13 protein-coding genes are annotated in these 17,960 nt (G+C 67.6%); 7 read left to right on the top strand and 6 right to left on the bottom strand.

Features of this window, described 5'->3' with window-relative positions:
* Positions 1-524 precede the first annotated feature (524 nt).
* Genes tilS through V3B25_RS17520 form a run of 3 tightly spaced genes read left to right on the top strand, consistent with a single transcriptional unit; the run spans position 525 to position 2,976 of the window.
* Positions 525-1,811, top strand: coding sequence for a tRNA lysidine(34) synthetase TilS (tilS, locus tag V3B25_RS17530; RefSeq protein WP_329811070.1), 1,287 nt, complete (start codon positions 525-527; stop codon positions 1,809-1,811).
* Positions 1,812-1,847: 36 nt separating this feature from the next.
* Positions 1,848-2,108 carry an exodeoxyribonuclease VII small subunit gene (locus V3B25_RS17525; RefSeq protein WP_285303049.1) on the top strand — a complete coding sequence of 87 codons (261 nt, stop codon included), beginning with the start codon at positions 1,848-1,850 and terminating at the stop codon, positions 2,106-2,108.
* Positions 2,098-2,976 carry a farnesyl diphosphate synthase gene (locus V3B25_RS17520; protein ID WP_121504580.1) on the top strand — a complete coding sequence of 293 codons (879 nt, stop codon included), beginning with the start codon at positions 2,098-2,100 and terminating at the stop codon, positions 2,974-2,976. The genes V3B25_RS17525 and V3B25_RS17520 overlap by 11 nt, the downstream gene beginning before the upstream one ends.
* An 85-nt stretch (positions 2,977-3,061) precedes the next feature.
* Here the strand turns inward: V3B25_RS17520 and V3B25_RS17515 are convergent, their stop codons facing one another.
* Both V3B25_RS17515 and pmbA read right to left on the bottom strand, forming a co-directional pair.
* Complete coding sequence (locus V3B25_RS17515; RefSeq protein ID WP_329811069.1) at positions 3,062-3,433, bottom strand: DUF4870 domain-containing protein; 372 nt, start codon at positions 3,431-3,433, stop codon at positions 3,062-3,064.
* A gap of 87 nt (positions 3,434-3,520) precedes the next feature.
* Positions 3,521-4,888, bottom strand: coding sequence for a metalloprotease PmbA (pmbA, locus tag V3B25_RS17510; RefSeq protein WP_121504581.1), 1,368 nt, complete (start codon positions 4,886-4,888; stop codon positions 3,521-3,523).
* Between the two features lie 68 nt (positions 4,889-4,956).
* On the opposite strand from pmbA, the gene yjgA reads away from it, so the two are divergent.
* Positions 4,957-5,544 carry a ribosome biogenesis factor YjgA gene (gene yjgA, locus V3B25_RS17505; RefSeq protein ID WP_049398682.1) on the top strand — a complete coding sequence of 196 codons (588 nt, stop codon included), beginning with the start codon at positions 4,957-4,959 and terminating at the stop codon, positions 5,542-5,544.
* 41 nt (positions 5,545-5,585) lie between these two features.
* On the opposite strand, the gene tldD is transcribed toward yjgA, so the two are convergent.
* From tldD to V3B25_RS17485, 4 genes are read right to left on the bottom strand one after another with little or no spacing between them, the layout of a single operon-like run.
* Positions 5,586-7,031, bottom strand: coding sequence for a metalloprotease TldD (gene tldD, locus V3B25_RS17500; protein ID WP_277779229.1), 1,446 nt, complete (start codon positions 7,029-7,031; stop codon positions 5,586-5,588).
* Between the two features lie 60 nt (positions 7,032-7,091).
* Complete coding sequence (locus V3B25_RS17495) at positions 7,092-10,946, bottom strand: YhdP family protein (protein WP_329811068.1); 3,855 nt, start codon at positions 10,944-10,946, stop codon at positions 7,092-7,094.
* A gap of 30 nt (positions 10,947-10,976) precedes the next feature.
* Positions 10,977-12,464 (bottom strand): ribonuclease G, encoded by a 1,488-nt coding sequence (rng, locus tag V3B25_RS17490; RefSeq protein WP_010482960.1) that lies wholly within the window; start codon positions 12,462-12,464, stop codon positions 10,977-10,979.
* Positions 12,457-13,065: a Maf family nucleotide pyrophosphatase gene (locus V3B25_RS17485; protein ID WP_032128990.1), complete on the bottom strand. Its 609-nt coding sequence runs from the start codon at positions 13,063-13,065 to the stop codon at positions 12,457-12,459. Before V3B25_RS17485 ends, rng begins: the two co-directional genes overlap by 8 nt.
* A gap of 131 nt (positions 13,066-13,196) precedes the next feature.
* Here V3B25_RS17485 and V3B25_RS17480 point away from each other — a divergent pair, with 131 nt between their 5' ends.
* From V3B25_RS17480 to V3B25_RS17470, 3 genes are all read left to right on the top strand, one after another.
* Entirely contained in the window at positions 13,197-13,934 is a 738-nt protein-coding gene (locus tag V3B25_RS17480) for an SIMPL domain-containing protein (RefSeq protein ID WP_182266489.1), read from the top strand.
* Between the two features lie 216 nt (positions 13,935-14,150).
* Positions 14,151-14,801 carry an energy transducer TonB gene (locus V3B25_RS17475; RefSeq protein WP_049462718.1) on the top strand — a complete coding sequence of 217 codons (651 nt, stop codon included), beginning with the start codon at positions 14,151-14,153 and terminating at the stop codon, positions 14,799-14,801.
* A gap of 191 nt (positions 14,802-14,992) precedes the next feature.
* The gene (locus tag V3B25_RS17470; protein ID WP_049398685.1) at positions 14,993-17,830 is read left to right on the top strand and encodes a TonB-dependent receptor; all 2,838 of its coding nucleotides are present in this window, start codon (positions 14,993-14,995) and stop codon (positions 17,828-17,830) included.
* The last annotated feature ends 130 nt before the right edge of the window (positions 17,831-17,960 follow it).

Below are 17,960 nucleotides of genomic sequence, written 5' to 3'. Positions count from 1 at the left end.
ATCTCCGCGGCTGTTGGTAGGTGTCGACCTTGGTCGACACATCTGTCAGATATCGAATGAGTCATCCACGCGTGGCGTGGATCTACTGTGTCGACCAAGGTCGACACCTACCAAAGCGGTGCACGACGCCGTTCTGGCAGATCGCGGCATTCTGTCGAAGCCGGGGTGGGTCCGGTTGCGGGGGCGTGAGCCGCATGGGCCCGAGGCATGCCTCGGGCGGGTTGGGCACGACGCCCAACCCCGGTCTTGCCGTGTGCGCAGGACAGCGCACACGAGCAAGCGGCGACCGAGCTTACATGGGTGAGGGCGCTTTGCTTGCGAAGCACGGCTTCGCAAGCGCCCGAACGCACAGCCGCCAGCGGCTGGGCCGGGCCCCGGAGGGGGACTTGCAGCGGCCCCCGCAACCGGACCCACCCCGCCAACCCTCAGGAAACCCGCTTCTGCTGTTGCTTCGGCCGTTGCCGTTGCTTGCGCGTCTGCGGGTGCAGGGCGCAGCCCTGCCGACCAACCCTATACTTGCCGCCGTGACTGAATTTCCTGCCCTCGTTCCGCTGGATGCGCCGCTGCTGGTGGGCTACAGCGGTGGTGTCGACTCCACCGTGCTGCTGCATTGGCTGTGGCGCTGCGCGCAAGCTTCCGGCACGGCGCTGCGCGCGGTGCACGTGCACCACGGGCTGCAGCCCGATGCGGATGACTGGGTGCTGCACTGCCAGCAGCAATGCGACGCCAGGGGCATCGAACTGGCCGTGCACCGCGTGCAGGTCGAGAACGGCACAGGCCTGGGCACCGAGGGTGCCGCGCGACTGGCACGACGCGCCGCGTTCGCGGCCGAACTGCGCGACGGCGAAACCCTGGCGCTGGCACAGCACCAGGACGACCAGGCCGAGACCTTCCTGTTGCGCGCCCTGCGCGCTTCCGGCGTCGATGGCCTGGCGGCGATGTCCACGCACAGCCGCCTTGGCGAAAAGCCTCTATGGCGACCGCTGCTGGCAGTGCCACGCAGTGCACTCCTCGACTACGCCCACCAGCATGCACTGCACTGGATCGAAGACCCCAGCAACGCCGACGACCACGCCGATCGCAACTTCCTGCGCCTGCAGGTACTGCCACTGTTGCGCCAGCGCTGGCCGCATGCCGCTGCGGCGATGGCGGGCAGCGCAACGCACTGCGGGCAGACCCGCGAACTGCTTGACGAGGAAGACGCCGAGCTGATCGCACACCTGGAAGTCGCTCCACGCGTGCTGTCGCTGCAGCTGCTTCGCCAGGTCTCAACGGGCCGTGCCGCACGCGTGCTGCGTGCCTGGGTGGCCGGCCACGACGCGGCACCGCTGCCGGCCACCGTGCTGCAGCAGGCGCTGGACGAGCTGCTGCCGGCCGACAACGATCGCCAGGCGCGGGTGCGCTGGCACGATCACGCGATCCAACAGTGGCGCGACCACGCCTACCTGCTGCCGGCCCGGCTGCCTGCGCTTCCCCACGAGTGGCAGGCCGAATGGGATGGACGCGCACCGCTGGCACTGCCCGATGGTGGACAGCTGCGCCTGCAGGGCACCCCGGCCTTCGATCGCCCGCTGCAGGTCCGTGCACGCGTGGGCGGTGAGCGCATTCTGCTGCCCGGTCGCCAGCATTCGCACGCGTTGAAGGACTGCCTGCAACGCGAACACCTCGCCCCCTGGCGACGCGCGCAGCTGCCGCTGATCTTTGATGGCCCGCTGTTGCTGGCCGCCGCCGACGTGGTCATCGCCGCACCGCTGCAGGCCTGGTTGCAGGCGCATGGCGCGCAGTTGCAGTGGCGCCCGGGCGGCTGGTGAATTGACCCCCGCGCGCGGCCCGTCCACACTTGCCGCATGGCCAAGAAGTCCCCCGAAAACGCCTCCCCGGTCGCCCAGTTCGAGCAGTCGCTCGAATCGCTGGAGCAGCTGGTGGAGCAGATGGAAACCGGCGAGCTGAGCCTGGAAGCTTCGCTCAGTGCTTACGAACGTGGCGTCGGTCTGTATCGCCAGTGCCAGCAGGCGCTGGAGCAGGCCGAGCTGCGCGTGCGCCTGCTCAGCGATCCGGCGCAGCCGGAAGCATCCGAGCCTTTCGATCCGCCCAGCCATGACAGCTGAGGTTCTGTTTGCGCGCTGGCGCGACCGTATCGAAAGCCAGCTCGACGCCGCGCTGCCCTCGCCTGCCGAAGCACCGCAGCGCCTGCACCAGGCCATGCGCTATTCGGTGCTGGGCGGTGGCAAACGCATGCGCCCGCTGCTGGTCTACGCCAGTGGCCACCTGTTCGGTGCGCAGCCGGAAAGCCTGGATGCGGCCGCCATGTCCGTCGAACTCATCCACGCCTACTCGCTGGTGCATGACGACCTGCCGGCAATGGATGACGACGCGCTGCGTCGCGGCAAGCCGACCACCCACATCGCCTTCGACGAAGCCACCGCGATTCTGGCAGGCGATGCGCTGCAGACGCGTGCCTTCGGCCTGCTGGCCGATGCACCGCTGCCTGCCACGCTGCGCGTGGCCTGCCTGCAGACCCTGGCCCACGCGTCCGGCGCCGCTGGCATGTGCGGTGGCCAGGCGCTGGATATCGATGCCACCGGCCAGCAGCAGACGCTGGCGGCATTGACCCGCATGCATGCCCTGAAGACCGGCGCGCTGATCCGTGCGGCGGTGCGCATGGGCGCGCTGTGCGGCCAGGCCCACGAACCTCAGCTGGCCCAGCTGGACAGCTTCGCTGACGCACTCGGCCTGGCCTTCCAGGTACGCGATGACATCCTCGATGTCGAGGCCAGTTCCGAGCAGCTGGGCAAGACCGCCGGCAAGGACCAGGCGCAGGACAAGAGCACCTTCCCTGCCCTGCTCGGCATGGACGGTGCCAAGGCTCAGCTGCACGAACTGGCCGCACGCATGCAGTCGATCCTGGCCGGGTATGGCGAAGAGGCCGATGCACTGCGTGCACTGGCGACGCTGGCGGTCGAACGCGATCATTGATCGCTCGCCGGGCACCGCCCGTCGCTCCCCGCACATGAAAACGCCCGGCAATGCCGGGCGTTCTCAATTCCGCATGCCGCCGGTATTACTTGACCAGGCGCAGCGCGAACGGGTAGCGGTAGGCTTCGCCGTTGTTCGCCTTGACCGCGGCGATGATGCAGAACACCAAGTTCAGGATGCCGACGATCGGGGCCAGGATGCCGCCGATGATCACGATGGTCAGCACGATGCAGATCAGCATCGCGATGGTGATGGTGATCTGGAAGTTCAGCGCTTCCTTGGCCTGGTCGGTCACGAAAGCCTTGCCGGCGTCGTCCTTGTTGATCAACCAGATGATCAGCGGACCGATGAACCAGGTGAAAATGCCCAGCAGGTGCGCAGCCAGCGCCATGGTGCGCTGGTCGGCCGGGGCCTCGGTGGTGGCCGGCGGCGGCGGGACGTTATCGAATTCGCTCACGACAAAACTCCTTTTCATTGGGTGGTCTTGACCCACCAGCACCAAGCTGGTTGCGTCAGGCGGGCATAGCTTACGCCATCAATACCATCAATCATTACCGGCGATGGTCATCCGCCCCAGCAGGATCGAACCGGTCCGGATGTGCGAGCGCGGGTCGACGTCGCTGCCGACCGCTTCGATGCTGCTGAACATCTCGCGCAGGTTGCCGGCGATGGTGATGCCATCCACCGGGTACTGGATCTCACCATTCTCGACGCGGAAGCCGCCGGCACCGCGCGAGTAGTCGCCGGTCACCCCGTTCACGCCCTGCCCCATCAATTCGGTCACCAGCAGGCCATCGCCCATCTGCCGGGCGATGTCCTGCAGGGAGCCCGCGTTGGCGGCCAGCTGCAGGTTGTGCACGCCACCGGCATTGGCGGTGGTCTGCAGCCCCAGCTTGCGTGCCGAGTAGCTGCCCAGCACATAGCGCTGCAGCACGCCGTCACGGACCAGGGCCGAAGCACGCGTGGCCACCCCGTCACCGTCGAAGGCGGCCGAGCGCAGGCCACGGCGCAGGTGGGGCAGTTCCTCGATCTGCATCCAGTCCGGGAACAGCTGCTGGCCAACGCTGTCCAGCAGGAAGCTGGCCTGGCGGTACAGCGCACCGCCGGACACCGCCGACAGCAGGTGGCCAACCAGGCTGCGCGCTACTTCCGGGGCGAACAGCACCGGCATGGTGCCGGTGGCCATCGAGCGAGGCTGCAGGCGGGCGACGGTGCGCTCGGCAGCACGACGGCCGACCAGGCCCACGTCTTCCAGGTCCTCCCGGGCCAACGCGCTGGTGTACCAGCCATCGCGCTGCATGCCATCGCCCTGGCCGGCGATCAGCGCACAGCCCACCGAATGATGGGTGCCACGCTCACGGCCGAAAAAGCCATGCGAATTGGCGTACACCGACAGGCTCTGCATGCTCGACACCGAGGCGCCGTCGGAATTACGGATCTGCGCATCGGCCTCACGGCCTGCGTTCTCGCAGGCCAGGGCCAGGTCCACCGCCTCGTCGGCCTGCAGCGCCCAGGGGTGCCAGGCATCCAGATCCGGGAAATCGGTGGCCATCAACGCGGCCTCGGCCAAGCCGGCAGCCGGGTCATCTTCGGTGTGCCGGGCGATCGCACAGGCCTGCTCGACCGTGGCGGCAAGGCTGGCCTCGTTCAGGTCGCCGGTGCTGGCGCTGCCCTTGCGTTGGCCGAAATAGACGGTGACGGCGATACCGCGGTCACGGGTGGACTGCACGGTCTCCACCTCGCCAAGGCGGACATTGACCTCCAGGCCACGATCCTCGCTGCAGCTGACCTCGGCCTGGCTGGCGCCCAGCGCACGGGCGCGGTCGAGCAGCTGCTGGGAGAGGTCGGCCAGCCGTTCCAGCCGGGCCAGGCTGTCGTCGCCGACAGCGACTTCAGGGGCGATCACGTTCAATGCTTTATCCTGTACGGGTTGGGCCCGGCATCACGCCGGGCGACTTTTTTTGAGATCAGGTAGGAACGATGCGCGGACGCGACGAAGAAACCGGTGAATTCCACGACAAGAGCCGCAGCCAGAACCGGCGCGACGCGCTCGACGTCCTGGCCCTGGGCGAGAAGCTGGTGTCGTTGACCCCGGCGCAGCTGGCACGCCTGCCGATCCCGGAAGACCTGCTGCCGCATATCGCCGAGTGCAAGCGCATCACCGCCCACATCGCCCACAAGCGCCAGCTGGCGTTCCTGGCCAAGCACATGCGCCGCGAAGAAGACGCCACGCTGGATGCGATCCGCGATGCGCTGGACGCCAACAGCGAAACCGGCCGCCGCGAAGTGGCGATGATGCACCGCGCGGAAGACTGGCGCGAGCGCCTGCTGGCCGAGGGTGACAAGGCGCTGGCTGCACTGCTGGACGACTACCCGCAGGCCGACCGCCAGCAGCTGCGCACGCTGGTGCGCAATGCCCAGGCCGAAAAGGCCAGGAACAAGCCGCCACGCGCCTACCGCGAAATCTTCCAGGTGCTGCGCGCCCTGATGCTGCCGGCCGCACTGGGCCTGAAGGCCAGCGCCGAAGACGCCGACCCCGTCGACAGCGACGAAGCCGACGAGGACTGAGTCCGCGCCGGCCTGGGCGGTGGCGCTGGCCATCGCCCGGCTCAGGCCTGGGTACCGCCGACCGTGATGCCCTCGATCAGCAGCGAGGGCTGGCCGACACCCACGGGCACGCTCTGCCCGTCCTTGCCACAGATGCCCACGCCCTCGTCCAGGGCCAGATCGTTGCCGACCATGCGCACCTTCTGCATGGTTTCCGGACCGTTGCCGATCAGCGTCGCACCCTTCACCGGCGCGGTGATGCGGCCATCCTCGATCAGGTAGGCCTCGGTGGCCGAGAACACGTACTTGCCGCTGGTGATGTCGACCTGACCGCCACCGAAGTTGACTGCGTACAGGCCCTTCTTCACCGAACGGATCATTTCCTGTGGGTCGTGCTGGCCGGCGCGCATGTAGGTGTTGGTCATGCGCGGCATGGTCAGGTGCGCGAACGATTCGCGGCGGCCGTTGCCGGTCGGCGCCATGCCCATCAGCCGCGCATTGAGGCTGTCCTGCATGTATCCCACCAGAATGCCGTCCTCGATCAAGGTGGTGCACTGGCTCGGATGGCCCTCATCGTCGATGTTCAACGAACCACGGCGTCCGTCCAGCGTGCCGTCATCGACGATGGTCACGCCCGGGGCGGCAACGCGCTCGCCGATGCGGCCCGCGTAGACGCTGGTGCCCTTGCGGTTGAAGTCGCCTTCCAGGCCATGGCCGACCGCTTCATGCAGCAGCACGCCGGGCCAGCCCGGACCAAGCACCACCGGCATCACCCCGGCCGGTGCCGGAACGGCGTCCAGGTTCACCAGCGCCTGGCGCAGCGCCTCGCGGGCAAAGGCCTCGGGGCGGCCGTCGGCGAACAGCTCCTCATACCCGTAGCGGCCACCACCGCCGGCATAGCCGGACTCGCGGCGGCCGTTGTGCTCGACGATCACCTGCACGTTCAGGCGCACCAGCGGGCGCACGTCAGCGCCCAGCACACCGTCGCTGCGGGCGATAAGTACCGTATCGACGCCGCCGGACAGGCTCACCATCACCTGCTTCACGCGCGGGTCGGCGGCGCGCAGGTAGCCATCCAGGCGCTTGAGCACCTCGACCTTGGCCTCGTTGCCGATGCCATCGATCGGGTCCAGCGCCGGGTACAGCGCGCGCGCGTTGCCGCGCAGCAGCGACCGCCCGGACTGGGCGCCACCTTCACGCGAGATCGCACGCGCCGACTGCGCCGCCGTCAGCAGCGCATCGGCATGGATGTCGTCGGAGTAGGCGAAGCCGGTCTTCTCGCCGGAAATCGCCCGCACGCCCACGCCCTGCTCGATGGAATGGGCGCCGTCCTTGACGATGCCGTCTTCCACGCTCCAGCTCTCGCGGCGGGCATGCTGGAAATAAAGGTCGCCGAAGTCCACACCGGGGCCGAGCAGCTGGCCGAAGGTGCGCTCCAGGCCAGCGGTATCCAGGCCGCCGGGGCGCAGCAGGCGGTCTTGGGCAAGCGTCAGGGCGATATCAGTCATGGTTCTCGATCTGGGGATGCGGGGGCGCTCAGGCAAGCCCCGTGAACAGGAAAGCCGCGCTCAACGCGAGCGCGGCAGGCCGGTGACGGTCGGCGGAATGGCCGGCGCCGGTGCCGGTACGGGTGGCGGAGCCTTGTCGCGGCTGCGCTCGATCACTTCCACCTTCGGTTCCTTCCATGGACCGGTCACCTTGTAGGTACGGGCGCCAATCTCGCCCAATGGCTTGGACAATACCGCATTGGTGGCCGCGCCCAGCGCCGCCCCCACCGGACCACCGGCGACCGCACCCACCACGGTCAGCAGATTGCCTGCACGCGGGTTGACGTCGATGGTCTGGTCGAACTGCTGGTTGCGCAGGTCGGCCTGGCCGCGGATGGTGATGTTGGCTGCCGGGCCTTCGATCAGCACTTTGTCGGTGCGTGCCATGCCCTGGCCGAACTGCATGCTGCCGTCGATCTGGTTGAACGCGAAGCCCTTGGAGAAGAAGTCGCGGAAGTCGAACATCAGGCGCCGCGGCAGCTGGGTGACACTGAGCAGGCCCAGCACCCGGCCAGCGCCCGGTTCCAGCTCCAGCAGCTGGCCGTTGCGCGCGTGCAGGTCCAGGCGGCCCTGCAGGTTGCCCAGCTGGAAGTCCGACGGCCCCCCACTCCACGTGGCCTGCAGCTGCGCCTGGCCGGAACCGCCACGCAGCTGGCCGCCGTAGTCGAGGTTCTGCATCAGTCCGCCCAGGTCCTCGCTGCGCACCTGTGCGGTCAGCTCGGTGCGGGCACCACCGGTGCGGCCCAGCCAGCGACCGCTGATGTCGATCTCCTGGTCGGGCGCACGGAAGCGCAGCTCGTCCACGTTCAGGCCATTGGCCAGCGGCCGCGTACGCAGTACCGCCTGGCCCAGCACCACCTTGCCGAACTTCAGGTCGGCGATGTCCAGCGCGAACGGCGGCAGCTTGGCCGGGTCCATGTCGTTGGCGCCGGCCTGTACCCGTGCCGGTGCGGCCGATGCACCCGGAGCCGCCGGCAGGGATTGCCAGTGCACGCGGTCGAGCTGGCCACTGATGGTGCCGCCGTCTGCATTGGGGACGGTCAGGCGCCCGGCCAGCGACGGGCCGTCCAGGCGCACATCCAGTGCCTGCGCGCCCGGGCGCAGCTGCAACCGGGTCTGCTCGAACACGCCACCGATCAGCTTCAACTGGCCGACCTGCACGTCCACCGCACGCAGCGGCATGGCGTCGTCATCACTGCCACCCCGCGCCAGACTGATCCACTCCAGAGCGTCCAGGGTCGGACTGCGGCCATTGACGGTCAATCCGCTCGGCGGCGGCTCGCGGTCGACATGGTCGCTGCCCAGCGTCACCTGCACACCGGTCTGGTTGTTGTGGCTGCGTGCGGCCAGCGCCAGGCGCTGGCCGAACGCCACGTCGATGCGGCCGGCCCCCATCGGCAGCTGTGCAGCCACGGTGGTCGCCAACGGCTCGGCAGCCGGTTTGTCCAGCGGCGCCGGCAGGTCCAGCCGGGTCCCGACCAGATCGGAGCTCAACCGCAGCTCGCTGGGCGGCGCAGGCGCCCCCGGAGTGACCTTGGGCAGGCTGACCGCGATGGTCCACGGCGAGGTTCCGGTGATGTAGGGCTTGAGCCAGGCCATCTCCGGCGCGCGGTCGATCAGCACGCCGGCATCCAGCGTGGCCGACAGCTGCGATTCGAAGGCCAGTCTGCTGTCGTGCACGTAGCCACCGGCACGCAGGCTCAGGCGACCGTCCTGGCCGAGGTGGCGCACCGACAGCGCCTCGGCATCGAAACCGCCATTGCTGTAGCGCGCCTGCCCCTGCATGTTGTCGAAGGCGAGCTGGAAGCGCTTGTCGACCAGCTTCACGCCGGCCAGATCGACCGTCCCCTGCAGGTGGCCGCCACCTTCATCGTGGTGCAGTGGCTGCAGCAGATCGAAGGTCACATGCGCCGGGCCGGCAGCAGTGAGGTTGTCCAGGGTGTCGCCATAATCCTTGTGCAGCGGGCTCTGCCGCAGCATCGCCAGCAGCTTGCCCGCCTCGCTCTGCGCATCGGCGCGCACATACAGCGGCTGCTGCCCGAAATCCGGAATGCCCGCCTCGAACTTCTGCACCGCCACACCGGCCAGATCGCCGCGCCCATGCATGTCGAAGCCGGGGCCGATGAAGGCGATATCGGCGTCGACCTGGCTCATCAACGGCCAATCGTGCTGGAAACGGATGTCACCGTTGGTGATATGGCCGGTGGCCTCGAAGCGGCCATCGTTGTTGTCGAACGGCCAGTCGTCCAGGTCGCCACTGACCAGGCCGATGCCATTGCGCACCTGGCCGCCGGCCAGCGCCATGTCCAGCCAGTCGGTGGCGCCCTTGCTCATCTTGGAGTGGATCCAGAAGCGCTTGGCCGCAGTCATCGGCACGTCGTCCAGCTTGGCCGCCAGCTGCAGCCACGGCCGCGTACCGTCCCCCTGGAACCAGACCCCGCCGCGCACGTCGGCCGCATAGTCGGTGCCTTCCACGCGCATCGCCGCAGTACCGATACGCCAACCACCGCCCTCGTCGCGCCAGCCCACCACCTGTCCCGCCAGATGCAGGTCATGACGCACACCAAAGCCGGTCGGCCAATCGAACTGCAGCTGCCGTTGCGGCTGCAACTGCAGGCTGAAGCCATCCGCGTCGCCTTCGAAGCGCCCGCCCAGGCCGCGCAGGCCGGGCGAATTGCCCACGCTGGCGAAGCCCAGCGACTGCAGTTCGCCCTGCGCCCACAGCGGGCCATCGCGATCGCCCGCCAGCTGCAACTCGCGCACATCCAGCTGCGGCCTGGACAGGAACAGCCAGCGACGCAGGCCCAGTTCGAGACGATCGCTCAGGGCCAGCGCACGCAGCGCGGTGCCGGCCTGCACTTCGCCAGAACGGACCCGCAGCTGCTTGCCAAGCTGCAGCTGCAGGCCATCGAGCTGCTGCTCGCCCTCTTCGGTTTTCAGGCGCAGGCGCGGCACCTGCAACGCCCAGCCATCAGCCTGGCGCTGCCAGCGCAGGCGTGCCTGCAACCGCTGCAGCTGCAGTTGCGGAGCCGCCATCGAGGGCATCGGTGCGCCATCGATGCGGACATCACGCAGGTCCGAATCGGTGGTCACCGCCACCGGCGCGAAATCGCGCAGGGTCAGCCACAGGTTGAGTTCGCCCTTGCCTTCGCGCAGGCGCACACCGCCGGCCGCCAGCAGCGGCGACCAGGCATGGAAATCGACCGGATCGGCGCCCAGCCAGGCCTGGCCATTGCCGCGCACGCGGTCCACGTCCAGCACCGCCGTCAACGGCAGCGCTTCGGTCTGGGCCCAGGCACGCACGCCTACACGCAGGCGGTCGCCATTGACCCGCAGGCGCACGTCGATGCGTGGCAGCGTGGTGTCGATTCCCAGCCCCGGCGCATGCACGCCCAGGCGGCCTCCGATCACCTGCAGTTCGCCCAGCCGGCGCAGCGCATCCAGCGGGTCCCCGCCATTGGCGGTCTGCGGCAGGCCGCGTACCGACCAGCGACCGTCCTCGCCCTGCTGCAGGTCGAGCGCCAGGCCACGCAGGCGCAGCTCGGTCAGCGACCGGCCAGGCAACAGGCCGCTGTACATCGATACCAGCACTTCGGCCTCGCCGATCGCCAGGCCCTGGCCGGCGCCGATGCGCAGGCCCTTGAGCTGCAGCAGCGGGCCACGCCGGGTCCAGGCGGTCTGCAGCTGGTCGAAACGCACCGGCTGGCCAGCGCGTTCACTCAGCCAGGCGGCAATCCTGTCGGGATGGCGCTCGGCCAGCGGCAGCAGCTGGCTGAAGGTGCCCACCAGCAGTGCAAGCCCGACCAGGCCCACCGCGCAGGCGGCAATGAAATGACGGCGGATCCTTCGCAGTCGCAGGCGCGGCGGCGCGCTCATCGGCCACCGCCGGCCTGCGGCCGGCGAGGATCAGAGCAGAACGACATCGAATTGCTCCTGCAGGTACTGCTCGTCCGCCTGGAAGCGGATGCTCTTGCCGAGGAATTCCTCCAGCTCGGCCACCGCCGCGGATTCCTCGTCGGTGATGCGCGCGACCACCTTGGTCGACGCGATCACCAGCAGGCGCGCGGCATCGAACTGGCGCACGGCACGGGTGATCTCGCGGAAGATCTCGTAGGTCACCGTCTCGGTGGTCTTGATGCTGCCGCGGCCGCTGCACTGCGGGCAGGTCTCCGACAGCTGGCGCTCCAGGCTTTCCACCGTGCGCTTGCGGGTCATCTCCACCAGGCCCAGTGGCGAGAAGTCGTACACCGTGGTCTTGGCATGGTCGCGGGCCAGCGCCTTTTCCAGGGTGCGCAGCACCTGGCGGCGATGCTCGGCATCGTCCATGTCGATGAAATCGATGATGATGATGCCGCCCAGGTTGCGCAGCCGCAGCTGCCGTGCCACCGCCTGTGCCGCTTCCAGGTTGGTGCGGAACACCGTCTCTTCCAGGTTGCGCTGGCCGAGGAACGAACCGGTGTTGACGTCGATGGTGGTCATCGCCTCGGTCTGGTCGATCACCAGGTAGCCACCGGATTTCAGCGGCACCTGCTTGTCCAGCGCGCGGCCGATCTCGTCCTCCACCCCGAACATGTCGAAGATCGGGCGATCACCGCTGTACAGCTCGATCTTCTCGGCCAGCACCGGCATGTACTTGGCAACAAAGGCCTGCAACTGCGCGAAGGTCTCCTTGGAGTCCACCTTCACCTTGTCAACGTCCTTGCGGATCAGGTCGCGTACCGATCGCAGCGGCAGGCTCAGGTCTTCATAGATGTTGCTGCACGAGGCCGCTTCGCGGCCACGACGCTCGACCACGTTCCAAACGCGCGACAGGTAGGCGATGTCCTCGGCGATGGCCTCTGCCGGCTGGCCCTCGGCATTGGTACGCACGATGTAGCCGTAGCCCCCGTGCTGCGCCGACAGTTCGGTCACCAGCGCCTTCAGGCGGGCGCGCTCGGTTTCATCCTCGATGCGTGCGGAAACGCCCACCACCTTGGATTGCGGCAGCAGCACCATGTAGCGCGAGGGAATGCTGATCTGGGTGGTCAGGCGTGCGCCCTTGGTCCCGATCGGGTCCTTCACGACCTGCACCACGATGTCCTGGCCGTCGCGCAGCAGCTCGACGATCGGCACGCTGGATGGCGGCGGCAGCGTGGTGTTCTCGGTATCGGCACTGGCCACCGGCGCCGGCCGCACCACGTCGTTGGCATGCAGGAACGCGGCACGCTCCAGCCCGACTTCGACGAAGGCGGCCTGCATGCCGGGCATCACCCGCTGCACCTTGCCCTTGTAGATGTTGCCGACCACACCCCGGCGCCAACCGCGCTCGATGTGCAGTTCCTGCAGCATGCCGTTCTCGATCACCGCGACCCGGGTTTCGCGCGGGGTCACATTGACCAGGATTTCCTCAGACATCGGCAGCCTCCCTGGCGGCATCGGCAGTTGTGGCCGGCACGCCGCAGCGCGCCAGCAGACGATCGGTATGCAGCAATGGCAGCCCCATGACGCCGGAGTAGCTGCCGGAAAGATGTTCGATCCAGCGCTCGGCCCCGCCCTGGATGGCGTAGGCCCCGGCCTTGTCCAACGGCTCGCCGGTGGCCACGTAGGCGGCGATGTCGGCAGCGTCGATCGGGGCGAAGGTCACTTCGGAAATGACCAGTTCGCTGTCCAGCCCGTCCGCGCCTACCACCACCACGGCGGTCATCACCTGATGGGTACGCCCGGCAAGGCGCGCCAGCATCGCCCGCGCATCGGCGGCGTCAGTGGGCTTTCCGAACACGTCGCCATCCAGCACCACCTCGGTGTCCGAGCCGAGCACGCGCGCCTGCGGGTCATCGGCCAGCACCCGGGCCAACCCGGCGCGCGCCTTGTCGGCGGCGACCCGGCAGACATACTGTTCGGCGCTTTCAGCGGGCGCGCGCTGCTCGACGACCTCCAGGTCCAGGGCCTGGAAGGGGCGTCCGAGTCGGGCCAGCAGCTGGTTGCGTCGGGGGGAGCGGGAAGCAAGATAGAGCATCGGCACAGCATAACCTGAGGCCGCCACCTGAATCGTCGGCAACCCGTCCCGGAACGTGCGCAACCCCGAACGGGCTCACAGCGCGTTCATCGCTACGACACCACCCTCAACGGCACAACAAGGAGTTCTCCATGCGCCTGACCGCCACCCCGCTGCTGCTCGCCCTGTCCCTCGCCCTTGGAACCTCGATGACCGCCCATGCTGCCCCGTCGTCGCCGTCGATCGCCGCCCCGGCCGAAGGCACCCTGCTGAACATCTCGGCCAATGCCGAGGCGACCCGCGTCCCGGACGTGGCCACCCTGTCGGCCGGTGTGGTCACCCAGGCCGCCGATGGCAACAGCGCCATGCGCCAGAACGCCCAGCAGATGGACAAGGTACTGGCCGCGATCAAGGCCGCCGGCATCGCCGAGCGCGACGTGCAGACCAGTGGCGTCAGCCTCAACCCGCAGTACCGCTATGCCGACAACGAAGCACCGAAGATCACCGGCTACCAGGCCAGCAACACGGTCAGTCTGAAGGTGCGCGACATCGCCAAGCTGGGCAAGGTGCTGGACGCACTGGCTGCGCAGGGCGCCAACCAGATCAACGGCCCCAGCTTCGAGATCGACCAGCCGGAACCGGTCTACGACGAAGCGCGCCTGGCTGCACTGAAGAAGGCCCAGGCCCGCGCCCAGACCTATGCGAAGTCGCTGGGCCTGCAGGTGCGCCGCATCGTCAGCATTTCCGAGAACAGCAACGGCGGTTTCCGCCCGATGCAGATGATGCGCACCATGTCGGCCGGCGCGGCGATGGACAAGGCCACCCCGGTCGCACCGGGTGAGTCGACCGTCTCGGTCAACCTGGACGTGGTGTTCGAACTGGGTCGCTGATCCCGTTCGCCATTGCCGACAAAGGCGGATCCCGCAGGGGGTCCGCCTTTTTCATGCCCGCAGCCGGCGTTGGCTGAAGGCCAGCCCAACGATCGCCCCCCTGCCTCTAGGCAGTGGCCGCCCTGTCGCGCTACTGATGGACTGCCAGCCGCGTGCGGCAACCCCGCCACGGGCCCTGGTGCGTTGAGGACTTCGTCACTGGCATGGAGGTGGACCATGGTTCGTACGTATCCCGTTGCATCCCCGCATTTCGACCCCGCCCGCGTTGCCGCCTGGAGCGCGGCCATCGCCCTGCATCTGCTGGCCTTCCTGTTGCTGCTGATCCCGGCGACCTACCAGGCCGTGCAGGTCCCACGTGACAAGACTGCGGTCAGGCTGATCGAGAAGATCCCGCCACCGCCCACGCCGCCGGTTCCGATCACGCCGAAAGAGATCGTCCAGGTGGTGCCCAAACCCCGGACGCAGCCGGTAGCACCGCCCCTGCCCGCACCTACCGCGACCGTGGAGGAGACCCAGGGCATCGCACTGCCGGCCGCCGAACCGGCCCCGCCCCAGCTGGCACCGAGCATCGACACCTCCACGCCTCTGGCCGGCGCCCAGCTGCAGTACCGCAGCGCCCCGCCGCCGGCCTACCCGCTGGCGGCACTGCGCAACCGCGAGCAGGGTACGGTGCTGTTGCGGGTAGAGGTGGACTCCCACGGGCAGCCGGCGGTGGTCAGCATCGAGCGCAGCAGTGGCTCGCGCAGCCTGGACCAGGCCGCACGCCAGCAGGTGCTCAGGCACTGGCGCTTCGAGCCGGCCCAGCGTGATGGCGTGGCCGTGCCGGCCATCGGCATGGTGCCGGTGCAGTTCTCGCTGCCGGACTGAGGTGATCGCCGGCCCGGCTGCTTGCCGGGCCGGCGCTTCCGTCCGGGCGGGTACGGACGGAACAGGATCAACTGTTATTGATTAAGCAAAAATTCACGACTTCGTCACCTGTCGGAAACCTAGATTGGTCCGTCCCGGAATCTTCCGGAGACAGCCCTCAACGCTACGGTTTTCCAGTTAGGAGAGAAGCTGTGAAACACCTGATCCAACGGCCCGCCAGCCGCCGCCGCACCACCCTGGCATCGTCCATCACCCATATCCTTACCGGCGGCACGCTGCTGCTGGTTGGCGCCGTGGCTTCCACCTCCGCTTTCGCGCAGGAAAAGGCCACCAACCTGGACCGCATCACGGTCACCGGTTCGAACATCCCGCGCACCAACACTGAAACACCGTCCCCGGTGCAGGTGGTGACCCGCCAGGAAATCGACCGTACGGGCAAGACCACGGTTGCCGAGTACCTGCAGACCATCACCGCCAATGGCGCCGGCTCGATTCCCAAATCGTTCGGCAACGGCTTCGCCGGTGGTGGCGCCGGCATTTCGCTGCGTGGCCTGGGCGCGGGTTCGACCCTTGTCCTGTTGAATGGCCGCCGCATGGCCACCTACGGCCTGGCCGATGACGGCCAGAAGGTCTTCACCGACCTGAGCACCATCCCGCTCGACGCCGTTGAACGTGTGGAAGTGCTGAAGGATGGCGCGTCGGCGATCTATGGTTCCGACGCCATCGCCGGCGTGGTCAACATCATCCTGCGCAGCGACTTCCAGGGCGCGATCCTTCGCGGCTCCTACGGCCTGTCCGGCGACAGCGATGGCGATACCAAGAAGGCGACCCTGACCGCCGGTACCGGCGACATGGCCACCGACGGCTGGAACGCTTTCTTCAGCCTTGACGTCGGCAAGAGCGACGCGATCAAGATCAGCGACCGCAAGAACCGCAAGTGGATCGGCACCGGCGACACCCGCCAGTGGGGCTATGGCAACAATGCCCAGTTCCTGGGCGGCGCCTTCCTCAGCGGCAAGACCCGCGGCGGCGTTGGTCCCAATGGCTCGGTGTACGACGACCGCAATGTCACCGACAAGAATCCGGCCACCCTCGTACCGCTGCCGGGCTGCCAGGGCTTGACCACCATCGGTGGCCAGACCGACGCCTCTGTCGCCGCGCAGGGCTGCCTGTGGGATCCGGCACAGCTGTATCGCGATATCTCGCCGGAAGAGAAGTACGTCAACGTGTTCGGCCGCGCCAGCTTCGCGTTCGGTGAAGGTGGCGAAATCTACACCGAGATCGGCTACTCGAAGAAGGAAACCACCTTCAGCAACACGCCGTCCGCCGCGTCCGGCGGCTGGGGTTATCCCGGCGGCCCGGTCAACGGCAACAGCGGTCCGGGCGCCGTGGTGCTTGGTCCCAATCATCCTGACCGGCCTGCCGGCCTCGGTACTGGCCCGTTGCGCCTGCGCTATAGCGCTTGGGACGTCGGCCCCCGCGTGACCGACAACACCAACGAGTTCAATCGTTTCCTGGTCGGCGTCAAGGGCAACTGGGGTGATTGGAGCTACGACACCGCCTACCTGCACTCGGGCACCGACCTGGTCAACGAGCGCACCGGCTTCCTGCGCTACAGCGCCGTGAAGTGTGCACTGGGTGACGCGAACTGTGCCGGTGGCGTATGGCGCATTGGCGACAATGCCAACCTGAACTCCCAGGCGCTGTATGACTACATCTCGCCGAAGATCAGCGCACGTGCCAAGTCCAGCCTGGATATGTTCGACTTCACCGTGTCGCGCAGCCTGATGGACCTGAAGGGTGGCCCGCTGGGCCTGGCGATCGGTACCGAGTGGCGCAAGACCAGCAACAGCCTGACCCCGCAGACCTACACCGACACGGGTGACATCATCGGCCTGGGCTACTCGGCCTACGACGGCACCCAGAACGTGTACGCCGGTTACGTCGAACTGTCGGCACCGGTGTTGGAGCAATTGGAACTGTCCGCTGCCCTGCGCTACGACAAGTATGAAAGTGGTGAAGGCAAGGCCACGCCGAAGCTGGGTGTGAAGTGGACGCCGGCCGACTGGATCGCCCTGCGCGCCAGCTACGCCGAAGGCTTCCGTGCACCGAACCCGGCCGAGAACGGCGACGGTGGCCTGGCCGCGTTCTCCACGGCCTCGGATCCGATCCGTTGCCCGGACGGTGAAAACCCTGCCCCGGGCGCTTCGCCGGACGACTGCGGCTCGCAGTCGGTTGCGATCATCACCCGTCCGAACAAGGACCTGAAGCCGGAAGAATCGAAGAGCTACTCGGTGGGTATCGTGCTGCAGCCTACCCGCTCCACCTCGCTGACCGTCGATGCCTGGGAGATCAAGCGCACCAACGAGATCGCCCAGGGCGATACCGATGACGCGATCCGGGCTGGCAACGTCCTGCGCGACAACAACCTGCTCAACGGCGTCGCCGGTACCGGCAGCATCCTGGCCGTCAACACCGCCTACATCAACGCCAGTTCCTCGCGCGTTCGCGGTATCGATACCGACATCCGCCAGACCTTCGATATCGGCCCGGGCCAGCTGGAGATGGATCTGCAGTGGAGCCACCTGCTGAAGTTCGAGCGCACCAGCGGTACCAGCACCGATGACTTCCTGGGCACGCACGGAAACTGCGACGTGACCAACTGCATCGGCACGCCGAAGGACCGCATCAACTTCGGTACCACCTGGAAGCAGGGCCCGTGGAGTGTCAGCGGCGTGGCCAACTACATCTCCAGCATGGAAAACACCGACAAGCGCGGCGGCAAGTACCAGTTCTTCTATGCCGACGGCTCGCCGGTGAAGAAGATCTCTTCGTTCACCACCTTCGACCTTTCCGGCCGCTGGGCAATCACCGAAGCGTTCGAGCTGAATGCTTCGGTCGAGAACGTCTTCGACCGCATTGCTCCGCTGGATCCGCTGACCTATGGCGGCGTGAACTACAACCCGATGCACTTCAGTGGTGCCATCGGTCGCTACTTCACCGTCGGTGCCAAGTACACCTTCAAGTAATACAGGCAACACCCTTCAACGCAACAACTTCGAAGGCCCGGGCAGCTGCCCGGGCCTTCATTGTTCCGCCCCTTGCAGGCATGTTCACGGGCACATGGCTACCGTGTGCACGCGGCATCACCGCCGCAGG

The organism is Stenotrophomonas sp. SMYL8, assembly GCF_036320065.1.
GTDB classification, from domain to species: domain Bacteria; phylum Pseudomonadota; class Gammaproteobacteria; order Xanthomonadales; family Xanthomonadaceae; genus Stenotrophomonas; species Stenotrophomonas maltophilia_A.
The sequence above is the reverse complement of the archived record's forward strand: the minus strand, read 5'-3'. Positions and strand labels throughout refer to the sequence as shown.

Coding starts and splice junctions, on each gene's coding strand:
- V3B25_RS17525 (WP_285303049.1), top strand. CDS start 1,848: ATGGCCAAGAAGTCCCCCGAAAACGCCTCCCCGGTCGCCCAGTTCGAG.
- V3B25_RS17475 (WP_049462718.1), top strand. CDS start 14,151: ATGGTTCGTACGTATCCCGTTGCATCCCCGCATTTCGACCCCGCCCGC.
- V3B25_RS17480 (WP_182266489.1), top strand. CDS start 13,197: ATGCGCCTGACCGCCACCCCGCTGCTGCTCGCCCTGTCCCTCGCCCTT.
- yjgA (WP_049398682.1), top strand. CDS start 4,957: ATGCGCGGACGCGACGAAGAAACCGGTGAATTCCACGACAAGAGCCGC.
- V3B25_RS17495 (WP_329811068.1), bottom strand. CDS start 10,946: ATGAGCGCGCCGCCGCGCCTGCGACTGCGAAGGATCCGCCGTCATTTC.
- V3B25_RS17485 (WP_032128990.1), bottom strand. CDS start 13,065: ATGCTCTATCTTGCTTCCCGCTCCCCCCGACGCAACCAGCTGCTGGCC.
- V3B25_RS17520 (WP_121504580.1), top strand. CDS start 2,098: ATGACAGCTGAGGTTCTGTTTGCGCGCTGGCGCGACCGTATCGAAAGC.
- tldD (WP_277779229.1), bottom strand. CDS start 7,031: ATGACTGATATCGCCCTGACGCTTGCCCAAGACCGCCTGCTGCGCCCC.
- rng (WP_010482960.1), bottom strand. CDS start 12,464: ATGTCTGAGGAAATCCTGGTCAATGTGACCCCGCGCGAAACCCGGGTC.